The sequence below is a fragment of the Larkinella terrae genome (assembly GCF_009668025.1).
Classification (GTDB): Bacteria; Bacteroidota; Bacteroidia; order Cytophagales; family Spirosomataceae; genus Larkinella; species Larkinella terrae.
In genome coordinates, this window is sequence record NZ_WJXZ01000015.1 from 162632 (window position 1) to 175999 (window position 13368).

At 50.1% G+C, this 13368-nt stretch carries 13 protein-coding genes; 4 read left to right on the forward strand and 9 right to left on the reverse strand.

Annotated features, from left to right (window positions below):
- Window positions 1-1057: 1057 nt before the first annotated feature.
- Complete coding sequence (locus GJJ30_RS29930) at window positions 1058-3526, reverse strand: TonB-dependent receptor plug domain-containing protein (RefSeq protein WP_154178916.1); 2469 nt, start codon at window positions 3524-3526, stop codon at window positions 1058-1060.
- Between the two features lie 82 nt (window positions 3527-3608).
- Between GJJ30_RS29930 and GJJ30_RS29935 the strand changes: the two genes are divergently transcribed.
- On the forward strand, window positions 3609-4259 hold the full coding sequence (locus GJJ30_RS29935; RefSeq protein ID WP_154178917.1) for an oxidoreductase: 651 nt from the start codon (window positions 3609-3611) through the stop codon (window positions 4257-4259).
- Window positions 4260-4263: 4 nt separating this feature from the next.
- Window positions 4264-6189 (forward strand): D-apionate lactonase family protein, encoded by a 1926-nt coding sequence (locus GJJ30_RS29940; RefSeq protein ID WP_154178918.1) that lies wholly within the window; start codon window positions 4264-4266, stop codon window positions 6187-6189.
- Here the strand turns inward: GJJ30_RS29940 and GJJ30_RS29945 are convergent.
- Window positions 6186-7424 (reverse strand): DUF6786 family protein, encoded by a 1239-nt coding sequence (locus GJJ30_RS29945; protein ID WP_205880631.1) that lies wholly within the window; start codon window positions 7422-7424, stop codon window positions 6186-6188. The two genes, GJJ30_RS29940 and GJJ30_RS29945, sit on opposite strands and share 4 nt — an antisense overlap.
- A gap of 86 nt (window positions 7425-7510) precedes the next feature.
- Between GJJ30_RS29945 and GJJ30_RS29950 the strand changes: the two genes are divergently transcribed.
- Entirely contained in the window at window positions 7511-7951 is a 441-nt protein-coding gene (locus GJJ30_RS29950) for a GNAT family N-acetyltransferase (RefSeq protein WP_154178919.1), read from the forward strand.
- 244 nt (window positions 7952-8195) lie between these two features.
- The gene (locus tag GJJ30_RS32640; protein ID WP_154178920.1) at window positions 8196-8693 is read left to right on the forward strand and encodes a DUF6169 family protein; all 498 of its coding nucleotides are present in this window, start codon (window positions 8196-8198) and stop codon (window positions 8691-8693) included.
- A gap of 15 nt (window positions 8694-8708) precedes the next feature.
- Here GJJ30_RS32640 and GJJ30_RS29960 read toward each other — a convergent pair whose 3' ends face one another.
- The 7 genes from GJJ30_RS29960 to GJJ30_RS29990 form a co-directional block, all read right to left on the reverse strand.
- Window positions 8709-9767: a CHC2 zinc finger domain-containing protein gene (locus tag GJJ30_RS29960; protein WP_154178921.1), complete on the reverse strand. Its 1059-nt coding sequence runs from the start codon at window positions 9765-9767 to the stop codon at window positions 8709-8711.
- A gap of 153 nt (window positions 9768-9920) precedes the next feature.
- A complete protein-coding gene (atpH, locus tag GJJ30_RS29965; protein ID WP_154178922.1) occupies window positions 9921-10457 on the reverse strand; it encodes an ATP synthase F1 subunit delta in 537 nt (178 codons plus the stop codon).
- Between the two features lie 111 nt (window positions 10458-10568).
- Complete coding sequence (gene atpF, locus GJJ30_RS29970; protein ID WP_154178923.1) at window positions 10569-11063, reverse strand: F0F1 ATP synthase subunit B; 495 nt, start codon at window positions 11061-11063, stop codon at window positions 10569-10571.
- A gap of 154 nt (window positions 11064-11217) precedes the next feature.
- Window positions 11218-11475, reverse strand: a complete 258-nt coding sequence (atpE, locus tag GJJ30_RS29975) for an ATP synthase F0 subunit C (protein WP_114404108.1) — start codon at window positions 11473-11475, stop codon at window positions 11218-11220.
- Window positions 11476-11535: 60 nt separating this feature from the next.
- Window positions 11536-12630 carry a F0F1 ATP synthase subunit A gene (gene atpB, locus GJJ30_RS29980; RefSeq protein ID WP_154178924.1) on the reverse strand — a complete coding sequence of 365 codons (1095 nt, stop codon included), beginning with the start codon at window positions 12628-12630 and terminating at the stop codon, window positions 11536-11538.
- 19 nt (window positions 12631-12649) lie between these two features.
- Window positions 12650-13012, reverse strand: a complete 363-nt coding sequence (locus GJJ30_RS29985; protein WP_154178925.1) for a hypothetical protein — start codon at window positions 13010-13012, stop codon at window positions 12650-12652.
- A gap of 1 nt (window position 13013) precedes the next feature.
- On the reverse strand, window positions 13014-13268 hold the full coding sequence (locus GJJ30_RS29990) for an AtpZ/AtpI family protein (RefSeq protein WP_154178926.1): 255 nt from the start codon (window positions 13266-13268) through the stop codon (window positions 13014-13016).
- Window positions 13269-13368 lie beyond the last annotated feature (100 nt).

A 13368-nucleotide genomic window follows, 5' to 3' on the forward strand; every position in this document is an offset into this window, starting at 1 on the left:
CAAACTTGAGTGCTTCCTCATAGGATTCAAAATAATGAATCCATCCGTTTGGATTTGTGGTTAATGCAACGTCTTTGATCGTGACATCGTATAGTATAATATACAAAGCCATAAATTATGATGTAAATGAAGTAGAAAGTCAGATTTAAATTGGCCTCTTCCCAAGTCTTTCCGGGAATAAGTTTGGCTTGAGATTAAGTCGCCTGTTGATTGTATATCGGCGTCATAAACTACAATGTCCGGGAAGTTTTTAATAAACTACTTTATCAACCAGACATCCACCGCTCGGAAGGTTTCGCACAATCCTGGCTATCTATCCGCCATCGATCTGTACGCTATGCGTATGGTAAATCTGTCGATTTAGTTTGATTTTTTAGCACTAAAATAATAAATAATATAAAAAATCAAATCTATCAGCAGGTATTGCGTTAGTTTTCGGACTTCTTCAGTTTGGTTTTCCTGAATAAATTTCCCCAAAACTATGATTTCCATAACGTCTATACGTAAACCGATTGCCAGTAATTAGTTGGCTCTTTTGGCAAGGCTATACCTTGTTTTTAACCTTTGTAATGCAGGACGCGCAGTAGTGTCCGTATTTCGATGGTCTTCATTGTTTTCGACAGAGGGTTAAATTAGGCTGGTCTAAAGAAAAAATATACTCCAAGTACCAAAGAGAAATAAAAGACTTTATAAAACAGTAAGCCCGTCATTCAATCGTAATTATAAGACAAAAATAATACCCGAAATTTCAATCCACAAATGATCATTGCGAAAATTAGCCTATTCAATATTTGATTGTACACATTCAATCGTTTAATGAGCTTGAATCAGAATACATATAAGATAACCACATCTCAATGCCTGATAATATTTCCCAGTATTCAAATAGATAGCTTAAAAATAGAGCCATTTCGTTAAATACCAAGGAAAATAAAGATTAATTTTATAATCTGATTCGTTCCATTTGTATCTCAAAAATAATGCCGGTAAACGGCGCAAATCCTAACTGAAAGACGGCATATTTATTATTCTATTTCACTCATAAAAACCGCCAACTTTATTTCACTTCCAAAACCGCCTTCCCCACACCCGGCAGGCCATTGGTCGTTGCGCCCTCGGCAAGGACGTGAATCGTGGTGCGGGCGTCGCTCGCAAAGAACGTGACCTGTGCCTTGCCGTCGGCATCGGTTTGAATCATCGGGGCCCAGTGCAGCGTCGGGCGGTAATCCGGGCGGACGTGCTCCGGTTTGGGCTCGTCGTACCGGGGGGCATAAAACTCGCGGACAGTCCGAAAACCGGGCAAGGTCGCTACCAACGTGCCAGGGGACTTGTCTTTGCTGTAATCGTAATCCGGCGATCCGCGTTTCGTATACACGGCAATAACACCACCGCTCGCCCGACTTCCAAAAATAGTGGCCGCAGCACCTTTTAAAACATCGATGTAGTCCACATCATACACCGAAAGAGTAAGTACCGCGTCTTTGGAAACCGGTACACCATCGATCGTGAACAGCGGTTCAACGACGCCCGCAAAATTGGCCGAACCGCGAATCTGGACGGTCGGATTCATGGGACTTCCCGATATATTGACACCCGCAATCCGGCCCTGCAGCATCTGCAGCACCGATTGAGCACCGCCCGTCATGGTCTGATCCACTTTCAGGGTATTGCTGGCCTGGCCGTAAATTTTCCGGGAATCCGTCGGCGCTTCCTTTTTTTTACGAATCGTCACTTCCTTCAGCATTATCTCCCGGTTCCGCCGGATCTGGCGTTCGATATCCAGGTATTCCTTCGCCCGTTTCAGGTAATCAGCCAATTCATCGCGCTGAAAAACAATCGGCTTATACGGTATTTGTGTCCAGGTAACCGTCGGACTGGCGAGATTTTCAAGTGAAATTTCCAGATTTCGGTTGTTCTTGCCCATCACCGCCTGAATCATCACCCGGGTTGAATCGCTGTAATCCAGACCGTTGACGCTGAACTGCCCGTTTTCGTCCGATTCGCCCGACAGTATGTTCTGCGTGCTGTCCCGGCGCATTAGCATAAACGTCAGTGCCACCGTACCAGGGGCTTTCTGGTTGGGCCGCACGACTTTCCCTGCCAAAACCAACCCCTGTTCAACCAGGTGTTTCGGTGCCGGATACGTATCCTGCAACACATCTTTCCAGACAAACCGGCGCCAGCCCTGCGTCATCATCAGTACATCCAGGTCGGAAAGCCGCTCGTTGTTCGCCGGATCGAAATAATAACCGGGTTGCTCGATAACCCCTTTGAGATCCGAACTCAGCAGCAGGTAAGACGCCAGACTGGCCGCGTATGGTTCTTTTTCCAGCACCTGGTGAGCGTCGGTTGCCGCCAGCGAAAGATTGGTCCGAACCGGTTTTCCCGACGCATCCGATACGGTAATGTCCAGTTGAATTTTTTCGCGCGGACTAAAGACCGCTTTCGACGGTTTCAGATGAACGGTCAGGCGGTTATTTCGTTCGGAAAAAACCAGTCGCTCGCCCACCGGCTGGTTGGTTTCGTCGAACAGCGTAATCTGCGCGATACCTTCCGGAAACAACTGCCGGGGAATCTGAAGAACAACCGATTTTTTGCTCACATCGCCCTGCGCAATCTGAATGCTTACTCCGCGCGACTGCGCAATTACCGTAAACCGCCCCTGCGTGCTGGAGGGTTTATTATTCCGAATATACACCCGCACATTATCCCGGTTGGTAATGTTGTCGACCAGCAACACGTAGCCTTCCGGCCGGGCGTCCGGAATCGGAAACTTGTGCGTGCTGCCGTCGTCCAGTTTCACAAAAGCCGTGTAGTGCTGCCCCGTTTCCGGCGTCATGGAAAAATAACCCATGCCCAGGTGTTTGGTCGAAAAACCGGTAACCGTGTCTCCCGCCGAACTCAGGACAAAACCGGAGGCTGTCAGCCCCTTTCCCGCCGGGCTCACGGTTTTGAACGCTATCCGCCCTTCCATGCCGTTCACCAGTTGGCCCCCTTCCGGAAAAAACTGGACATCCGGCCGAGCCGTCAGCGGTTTGTCATTGCCCAGTTGCGCCGGTTCCGAATCCGTGTGCAAAATCGTGAGCGGTTTGGTGAAGAAATAATCTTCCGCAAAATTACGCATCCAGCCCGTATACGCCCGCAGGACGTACCCGCCAGCGGCCAGCGAATCGCCCAGGGCAATATCGCCGACGGCGTAACCGTTTTCCGCTCGCAGGATGCGATGAACCACGACTTTCCGGCTTTCGAGTTGCAGCAAATCAACGTACAGCACCTTGCTGATCGAATCGGCCAGATGTTCGGGACCATCGAACAGATAGCCTTTCATCCAGACCGTTTCGCCAACGGTATAATACGGTTTGTCGGTCTGAACGTATACTTTTTCTTTCGGATAGGCAGTATGATACGCCCGGAACCGATCAAATAACCGGGTCGGAAAATCGTCGGCGACAAAACCGAGCGCCAGTAAAACCGGTACGACGACCATTCCGCCCAAACGCCGAAACGAAACAAGTAGTAGATTCATTTAGTAGTTTTTCAAAATAATATGGTAAAAAAACAAATACTCGCCTATAAATTAGCAATCTGTATGGCTAGTACCCCAAAAAATGATAAACCCGACCCGCAAAACTGCACTCGTCGTTGGAGCAACCGGACTAATCGGTAACCTGCTGACGCATCGCCTTGTTGATTCGCCGGCTTACGAAAAAGTGAAAGTCCTGGTTCGTCATTCGCTGGGTTGGCAACACCCTCATTTACAGGAAATTCAATACGACTTCGATCATCCCAACGGTTTGCTGGTGCAGGCCGACGATGTTTTCTGCTGCCTCGGCACAACCATGAAAAAAGCCGGTTCGAAAGAGGCTTTCCAGAAAGTGGACTATCAATATCCCTTAGACGTTGCAAAACGGGCTTTGGTCAACCGGGCGAAGCAATTTTTATTGGTTTCATCGATGGGCGCCAATCCCAGCTCTTCGTTTTTCTACAACCGCGTCAAGGGTGAACTGGAGCGCGATCTGACGGCTTTAAACTATCCGGCCCTCCTGATCTTCCGGCCTTCGCTCCTGCTCGGCGAACGCAAAGAATACCGGCTGGGCGAACGCATCGGCGAAGGACTGATGAAGCTGTTCAACCCCTTGATTCCGGCCCGATACAAGGGCGTTCAGGGCACAAGTGTGGCCAACGCCATGCTCCAGAAAGCCCAGCGGGGATTGGCGGGAACGCATATTTTCGAATCGGATCAGTTGCAGCCTTTCTAAACCGATGTACACACCTTCTCTGATTCGCTATGGCCAACAGGAGCCGCTGGCGGAACCCCGAATTCTCCGCGCCGGTCCGCTGACGATGCTGTATGAACGCGGTTTTCTCCGGTATATCCGGCTCGGCGACCACGAAGTACTGCGCATGATTTACCACGCCGTTCGCGATCATAACTGGGCCACAGCCACCTGCGAAATCGAGGATGAAACCGTGGAGCAACGCGACGATTCGTTCCACATTCGCTACCAGTGCGTGTGCCGGAACGCAACGATCCACCTGCGCTGGCGCTGCGAAATCACCGGCGATTCGGACGGGACGATTCAGTTTAACATCAACGGCGAAGCACTGGCCGACTTTCAGCGAAACCGGGCCGGTTTTTGCATTCTGCACCCGATTCCGGAATGCGCCGGCCAGGCCTGCACCCTCACCCACCCCGACGGCAGCCAGTCGGTCGCTGCCTTTCCAACGGCCATCAGCCCGCACCAGCCTTTTCTGAACATTCGGGAAATGCAGTGGCCCATTTCAAAAGAGGGCGCTGCGGTTTTGTGGTTCGTAGGCGATGTGTTTGAAAGTGAAGACCAGCGCAACTGGACGGATGCTTCGTATAAAACGTATTGCACGCCGTTGGCAAAACCGTTTCCGGTGACGTTAAAAACCGGTGACAAAATTGAACAATCGGTCGAACTGCGACTGATCGGCCCGGTTTCCAATCCGCTGGATTTCCACACCAAACCGGACGAAACGCTCGTTTCGTTTGGATCGTCAACCCTGCCATTACCCGCCATCGGCCTGGGGAGCAATGCGGAAGTCCTGACCGATTCGGTGGTTGGTTTGCTTAAAGAGGCCGGTTTTCACCACCTCCGCGTCGAGGTTGATTTCCAGCAACCGGATTGGGCCGAAACCGTTCACAAAGCTGTTGATGATGCGGTTTTGCTGGGTGTAAAGTTGGAACTAGTGCTGCTGTTCAACCAACTGGCGAATTACGAACTCTACCGGTTTCTGAAAGAACCGGTCGAGCCGTCGCTGGTTTACTCCGTTACGATTCTCAGTAATTTCGCCAAATCGACTCCGCCGACCCTCGTCGAGCAGGTGGTGTCGCCACTTCGTCAGGCGTTTCCGGATGCGCTGGTGGGCGTCGGAACCAACGCCTTTTTCGTGGCCGTAAACCGGCAAACCCCTCCGCTCCAAACCGTCGATTTCATCAGTTATGCCATCAGCCCACAGGCCCACGCCATTGATCACCTGACGTTGATGGAGAATACGGCGGCCCAGGCCGACACGGTTCGGGACGCCCGCCATTGGACGCCGAAGGTTCACCTCTCACCCGTTACGCTACGCCCGCGTTTCAATCCCGATGCGAAAGGTAACGATCCCAAACCGGCCACGGTTCAGATGCCTTTCTCCGTCGATCCACGGCAAATGTCGCTGATGGGAGCCGCCTGGACGGTCGCCAGCCTGAAAAACCTGATCCAGGCCAGAGCTCATTCGCTGACGTATTATGAAACCGCTGGTGAACAGGGCCTTGTGCAGGGCGAAAAACCGTCGGCTTATCCCAACCAGTTCGTTGCGGAACCCGGTACGGTTTTCCCCCTCTATTGGGTATTTCAGATTCTGAACGGTTTTCGGCACGGTCACGTCATTCCAACCGCCAGCAGCCAGCCGTTGAAAGTGGAAGCGTTGTTGCTGCAAAATGACCAGAGTAAGGTGCTGATTCTTGCCAACCAGACCAACGAATTTCAGGCGGTTTCCGTACCGATTCACCAGCCAGCTGATCAGTGGGTGCTGGACGAAACCTCAATTCCCAAAGCCAATGCGGCTCCCGCTTCCTTCTGGGACGAAATCGTGCAGAATCGGGTGCCGATTGACAATGAAAATCTTCGGGTCGAATTAACGCCCTATGCAACCGCTTTTCTGGAGTGGGAAGCCTAGAAGGCATTCACAATTTCCTCCAGCGAAACGCCCAGTTTCTGGCGGGCAATGGCGTCCAGGTGCGTTTCATCGCCCTGAATGTGCAGGGTTGTATGCGTGTGCACCAGCCGACCACGGGGTTGCAAGGCAGCTGCGGGTGAAGAACTTTCCAGTTCATAAAACCGCCCCATTTGCGGCTGACCCGGTTTCATCGGCCCGTCGTTGTACGAGTTGGCCACGTCGCCCGCATACGGTTCCTGCTGGATTTCCCAGGCCGAATTGACGTACTCCCGGTTTTTCGGATCGAACGTAAACGTCACCAGCGTGAGTGTTTGCGAACCGGGATCGTAGCTGCCGAGCCAGTTTTTAGCGCGGGCGGGCGGCACACCAATTTTGCCACGTTCGTTGGCATCCGCTTTGAAAAAAGCCACACTGTCTTTCTGCACCAGCCGCGACGCCGGTACTTTCCCAAAATAGCTGTCGTTGATGGCTTGACCTTTTCCGGGCTGAAACGGCACCACAATGGTGGCTTCCGGCGACGCGTTGTACATGCCCAGAATCCAGATCGACAGCAGGCCTTTTTCCTTCGTCCAGGGATCTTTTCCTTTGTTAATCAGTGTATTGACCGATTCCACACCGATTACTTTCAGGGCGTTACTTAACGATTCGCCCGTTGCTCCCAGCACCTCGCGGACCTGTTTCGAACTCAACAGATGGATTTCCCGTTCAACACCCACGTTAAACTTCGTTCCGGAGTAATTCACCAGTTCAAAGTCTTTCGTGAACCGCGCCGAGCGGTTATCTTTCGACGCCAGGGCGAACGGTTCCGAGTCGATAGGCGCAGGCGTTTGCCAGTTATCGCCGTTGAAGGCAGCGCCCGGTTTGAAATAAATGGCAAACTGACCACCCTCGGGGCCGAGCCAGAAGCGGTCTTCCCCGCCAAACGCGTTCATGTGCGGGCCTAATTTGCCGGATTCAATCAGTCCACGGTTGATCCAGCCGTAGCTCGTCTGGCCATCGGCCGTGCTGGTCATAATGCGGCCCTGATACGCGGGACAGATCAAAACCTGCGCTTTGCCGTCCTGTAATGTTACTAAATCGGTGTGGTATTTTTGAAGAAAAGCTGCGTCGGCGGCAAATGGATTCATTTGGGTTGTGTCGGTTTGGGAAGTTTTATCGTCAGTAGATGAGGTCGATTGGCAGGCCAGCGCACCCGCCAGAAAGGGTAAAATCACCCAAAAACTCATTTTTTTCATAATTTGGCTTAGGATTCGTCAGAATTTCCCGAAATTTAACCACATCTTTTTCACTTCCCGAAAACCGAATAAATCTTTCTGTAATCATGAACCTCGTTACTCGTATTCGTCCGGCTGATTATCAGGATGTTGGAAGGCTTTATCGTTTTATTTGCGAACTGGAAGAAGCTGATCTCAATGCGTCGGCCTTCCGGGCGATTTTCCAGCGAAACCTCACCGATCGGCGGGTGCACTACCTGGTGGCCGAGGTGGACAATGAAGTGGTGGGTTTCATCAGCTGTCACGTTCAGTACCTGCTCCATCATACCGGCAAAGTGGGTGAAATTCAGGAGTTGTACGTTATGCCGGAATACCGCAACCAGCAGATCGGTCGGCAGCTCGTGGCAGCTCTCGAGCAATTGGCTTCCGAACACGGTTTTGTGAATCTGGAAGTAACGGCGAATCAGAAACGGACGCATACGCACCGGTTTTACCAGCAACTGACGTTCCGCCCGTCGCATTTCAAATTTGTGAAGGAGGTTCAGTAGGCTTGGCTATTTTCCTTTCTTTAAACTTAATAGCGTTGGTTTACGTTTCGATTTTATTGGCCGGCAAGTTGCCGGTCATCTAATTTTATGAATGGTAAGTAAAAGCCGGAAATCTGGGACCTGTTCATAATCGATTCTAATTCAAATTTTATTCTGACTGAGATGGCAACTATTACAAAAAGCGCCAAAGACCTCTTTGATAAGATGGCCGAGGACAAGAAAAAGTTAAAGGCTTATCTCGAAAGTGGAGACGAATCCAAGAAGCCCGTCGGGGGCAAATTCTTCAAACCCTCAACCTTATCCGCTAAGAGAAGCTGAAGACGGTTTCTATTTTACGACGGACGAGGGTATCAATTACTACTTACAGCTTAAATTTCGGGACGGCTATTTCGACGCAGCATCATTCTCAGATGATGTAGCCGAATTTTCTATTGTCCCGATTGGCCAGAAAGTCGGTCGCAAAAGAGACAGTAGAATTATGGCGACTATTGTCGAAATGTTCAATGCGGCATTTTTCGACAAGCCCAATCTGATCGTCATTTATATTTGTAGCCTGGAAAATAACCAGGAAATACTTCGGGAATATCTGTTTACGAAGTGGTTTCGGCAAAATAGTAAAGGGTTTGTTAAAATAGACTTTAACCGCCAGGAGAAAAGGCAGTACGCTTCCGTCATCTTTCAGGAAAATCATCCATACCGAGACGAAATAATTGAAATCTTTACTGAGATAAATAATAAATAAGTACTCTGCGATCCCTTATTCCCGTTTCGAAAAGTAATCATTCACGTCTTTATAGCCTTCCTTGACGGTTTTTGTACGGGTCGAAATGCGGTATTGGCTGAACAGGTCGCCGTATTCGCGGGCGGCTTTTTGTCCGGCGGCATCGTTATCGAAGTAAAAGCAGATTTCAAACCGCCGAAACTGTTTCATCCACTCCCGTTTGAACATCGTTGCGCTGCCCAGACTCACGGCGGGCATGCCTTCCTGCATCAGCGTCATGCAATCAAAAGCGCCTTCGGTCAGATAAAGCGTCTGACCGGTTTTGATAAGATCCATCACATCGGCGTTGAATAACTCCACGGGTACGCCACTCAGAAACTGATACCGCGATACGGTTTCGGACGCATTTCGGATCACGCGCCCCTGCAAAAAAACGACGCGGCCTTTCCGGTAATATGGAATGATGATCGGATGGCGGTAGAAAATCAAGTTTCCTTTTTCGTTGAACAAACCGCATTCCTGCAAATCCAGCAAATTGTATTTTCGCCGTAATTGCGACTGGGCGTCCGAATAGTCGTTCACCGTAAAAATGCGAAATTTTCGTAAGGTCGTTTCGGTAAATCCACGCGTCAAGAGATATTCCCAGGCTTCCGTTTTGACCTCGCTGGCGGGTTGCGCTTCACAAATCCGCTGAAATTCCTCGTAAATATCGCTGTACAACGGTTTGTAAACATACGCGCTGGTATCTGAAGGCAACGCCATTTTCTCCGGTTTGGCCAAAACCGCCGACTGTATTTTTTTTAGTTGCCCGCGCTTGTACAAATCCGGCTGGTATTCGGGCAAATAATTAAAAGCCAGTTCGTGCATGGCGGGCGTATAGTCCAGCCCGGCAACGCCCGCGTAGAAGCTGATAACATCGCCGTGTTTGCCACATCCGAAGCAGTGGTAGGTATTGTTCTGCGGATAAATGACGAGCGAGGGCGTTTTCTCGGCGTGGAACGGACAGATGATCTTGCGGTTTTCGTGCAGTTCGTACCCCAAATCCGTTACAACACGGACAATGTCGATCGTACGGGCCAGTGACAATAAATCCATCGAGCCAGTTATTTAGTACCGCATAATACCAAAAAAACCGGACATCTGAGCTATAGCCCAGATGTCCGGTTTTTTGGTTAGAAGAAAGACGATAGACCCGTTTTCAAACAGAAGTCTTTTGTCTCTTGTCTAACTTCTCTTGTCTTATAAAACTCAATTCAGGAAGCTCAACCGCAGTTCGGCGAGTTTGTTCCGGATGGAAGCATCAACCTGACGGTCGCCAATGCGAAGGATGTAACCGCCGATCAGTTTCGGGTCAATGATTTCTTCCAGTTCGATCTGCTTGCCTGTCGAGTCGGCCACCACACGGGTAAATTGCTTCCGAAGCTCTTCCGTCAGCGGCTGCGTCGTCACAACCTGTACTTTCTGGATGCCTTTCAGGTCATTGTACTGCCGAACGTATTCGTTGGCCACGCTGTCCATGATACCTTCCCGGTTTTTCTTCGAAATGATATTGAAGATGGAGAACGACAACGGATCAACGCGGTTTTCAAAAACCGCCCGCAACACGTTCAGTTTCTTTTCATGCCGCAGAATCGGGCTTTTCAGGGCCAGCATCAGGTCACGGTTTTTGCGAACCACATCCCTGAAAAACATCATGTCTTTGTATACCTCTTCGACCTTGTCTTTTTCCTTCGCCAGGTCGATCAAGGATTTTGCGTATCGGAATGCAACTGTAGATTCTGCCATCTTAATAGGTAAGAATTAAGAGTTAAGACAAACCAATGCAGGTTAAGAGTGGCATACGTCAGCCAACTCATAACTCTTAACCGCACGGGCGGCCCCGTCATAACTCTTAGCTTAATTTAATCGTGCTTCTGCTACCAGACCTTTAACCAACTCTTCCTGCGATTTCTTATCGCTCAGCTCTCTTTTCAGTACCTTTTCGGCAATGTCGAGCGACAATTCGATCACTTCGCGTTTTACTTCGGCCACCATTGCCTGACGCTCGGTCTGCAACTCTTCGCGGGCTTTCACAATAATGCGGTTGCCTTCTTCGGTCGCTTTATCGCGGGCTTCGGCAATAACGCGGTCGGCGGTTTCTTTGGCGCCCCGCAAAATGGCGTCGCGTTCGGCACGGGCTTCGGCCAGCAGTTTCTGGTTGTCCGATTGCAGCTTGGCCATTTCGATCCGGGTTTTTTCGGCCATATCCAGGGCTTTCTGGATATCGTCTTCCCGCTCTTTCAGACTTTCCGTAATCGGTTTCCAGGCAAATTTTGACAGGATGAAATACAGCAGCCCGAAAACGAGCACCATCCAGAATAACAACCCAATGTCAGGAATCAGCAGATCCATTGTCTAACGAAATTTGGATATATGAATAGGATAATTCGAAGTTAGTTGAAAGCAGCCCGTCGGCTGGCTAATCCAGATCGACGGGCTTTTTCCAGTTTTGCGGAGCGGTATGCCAACGCCTAATGCAATTGGCGGCTCCTGTGCGGATTGCTGGTTAGCCCAGGGAAATCAGCAGACAGATAACGGCTGCGAACAGAGCCACGGCCTCGATCAAAGCCGCGATGATCAACATCGCAGTCTGAATCCGACCAGCAGCTTCCGGTTGGCGGGCGATACCTTCCATCGCCGAACCACCAATACGACCAATACCCAGACCAGCACCGATAGCGGCCAGACCTGCGCCAATGGCGGCACCCATTACTGCGAAGCTACCTGTAGCTTCCAAAAGAATAGAGAGCAACATTGCAAACATGCTCGAGAAACAATTTATGGTTAAACAAAAACTAAACTTGAATTAACGGCCAACACCTACTCAATGCGCTTCGTGACCTTCGTAGCCAATTCCGTGATCGGCTTCGTGGTGGTCTTCGATCGCACTACCGATGTACATCGACGCGAGCAGGGTAAAAATGAATGCTTGCAGGAACGCAACCAGCAACTCGATCAGGTTCATGAACAGCGAGAACGCCACGATCAGCGGGCTAACGCCCCAGCCCATCCCGGTACCGCCCAGATCGTTGGCAATAAAAATCAGTCCTAACAAGCTCAGGATAATGATGTGACCCGCCGTGATGTTGGCAAATAACCGCACCATCAGCGAGAAGGGCTTCATGAAAACACCTACGATTTCGACCGGAATCATGATCGGCAGCAGCGCCACCGGAACGCCGGTCGGTTTGAAAAGGTGAGCCCAGTAATGTTTGTTTCCGCTCAGGTTGACAATCAAAAAAGTAATGACGGCCAGCGTCATCGTGATGGCAATGTTCCCGGTCAGGTTGGCACCGCCCGGTACCAGTCCCAGCAGGTTATTGAACAGAATGAAGAAAAACAGCGTCAGCAGGAACGGCAGATACTTTCCGTATTTGGGACCAATGTTCGGCTTGGCAATTTCGTCGCGAACGAACAGAATAACCGGTTCCAGGAACGATTGCAGGCCTTTGGGCGCTTTGCCCCGGTTTTTTTCGTAGCCTTTCTGAACGGAGAAAAATACAACGATCAGCAAAACCGCACTCAACAATAACGAAGCGACGTTTTTCGTAATGGAGAAATCAAGCACTTTAATCGACTTGTCGGGTTTGCCATCGGCACCGGCGCGGTAAATTTTATTGTGTTCTTTTACGTAGCCTTCGTAGGTGGCTTCGTGGGCAAAATGCGAGGACGAAAACACATCCAGACCGCGCCCTTCGGTATACAGAATAACGGGCAAAGGCAGCGTCAGACCGTGAGCAAATTCCCAGCCGTGGTCGTCTTTAATGTGGTGCATGATCATGTCGCCCACATTGAATTTTTTCTTTCCTTCCGCTGCCTCGTGGTCATGATGATCTTCATGTTGAGCGTTCACCGCAACCAACGTGCTCAGAGACAATACGATACTTAAAAAAGCTTTACGAATCAGGAGACGAAACATATGAAGTAAATGGTATGTATCACAAACCGCGTCGCAAGTTACGACTCAAAATGTAGATTTCAAAGGCTGTATAAAATATATATAGTGCAAGAAAGTTCAGAATAAACAGTTTGACACCACTGACGCCCCGTCCGAGAAAGAAGCCGACAAAGAGGAGACACAGGATAAGCCGGGCCACGAGCGTAGCCATGTAAAAAGGCACAAATTTTTCGCGATTATTCTGAAAACCAACGTCCATTAACCGGTGAATCAGGAACGAAACGCTCAGGAAGAAAATCAGCATAAACTTCCAGTACGGATGTAACCAACTGGTGGCGCCATACTGTTCGGCTACAAAAAATACAATTGCCAAGAGGGCGGTGAACCCAATACTGGGGAGCATGTCAGGGTTGTTTGGGTAAACTGCGGATAAATAGGTACAGCGAAGAACCGATCGCCAATAACGACAACACCAGCGTCCAGATCGGTTTGTGGTTGCCCTGCCACTCGTCGAGCTTGATGCCGCCCCAAACGCCCAGCCCGATGGTGGCCAGCATTTGAAAACCGATGGCGGAATACTGAACGAACGAACTGGTCCGGCGGGTCACCTTTTCGAGCGGTTTTTCCGGTTCATCGGATTTGGATTTATCGGGTTCCATGGGTCAAATCTTCGGATTTGGTGTCAGGTTTTTCGTATTTTTGTCGGCATGGCACACTTTTCGATACGGTTTTTGTGCCGGCGACGTTACTACAGTGTTG

Bases quoted from the DNA above. Each gene is read 5' to 3' on its own strand.
- atpE (WP_114404108.1), bottom strand. From the start codon at position 11,475: ATGTTTGCAATGTTGCTCTCTATTCTTTTGGAAGCTACAGGTAGCTTC.
- GJJ30_RS29985 (WP_154178925.1), bottom strand. From the start codon at position 13,012: ATGCTCCCCAGTATTGGGTTCACCGCCCTCTTGGCAATTGTATTTTTT.
- GJJ30_RS29940 (WP_154178918.1), top strand. From the start codon at position 4,264: ATGTACACACCTTCTCTGATTCGCTATGGCCAACAGGAGCCGCTGGCG.
- GJJ30_RS29990 (WP_154178926.1), bottom strand. From the start codon at position 13,268: ATGGAACCCGATAAATCCAAATCCGATGAACCGGAAAAACCGCTCGAA.
- atpB (WP_154178924.1), bottom strand. From the start codon at position 12,630: ATGTTTCGTCTCCTGATTCGTAAAGCTTTTTTAAGTATCGTATTGTCT.
- GJJ30_RS29935 (WP_154178917.1), top strand. From the start codon at position 3,609: ATGATAAACCCGACCCGCAAAACTGCACTCGTCGTTGGAGCAACCGGA.
- atpF (WP_154178923.1), bottom strand. From the start codon at position 11,063: ATGGATCTGCTGATTCCTGACATTGGGTTGTTATTCTGGATGGTGCTC.
- GJJ30_RS29930 (WP_154178916.1), bottom strand. From the start codon at position 3,526: ATGAATCTACTACTTGTTTCGTTTCGGCGTTTGGGCGGAATGGTCGTC.
- GJJ30_RS29960 (WP_154178921.1), bottom strand. From the start codon at position 9,767: ATGGATTTATTGTCACTGGCCCGTACGATCGACATTGTCCGTGTTGTA.
- GJJ30_RS29950 (WP_154178919.1), top strand. From the start codon at position 7,511: ATGAACCTCGTTACTCGTATTCGTCCGGCTGATTATCAGGATGTTGGA.
- GJJ30_RS29945 (WP_205880631.1), bottom strand. From the start codon at position 7,424: ATGAAAAAAATGAGTTTTTGGGTGATTTTACCCTTTCTGGCGGGTGCG.
- atpH (WP_154178922.1), bottom strand. From the start codon at position 10,457: ATGGCAGAATCTACAGTTGCATTCCGATACGCAAAATCCTTGATCGAC.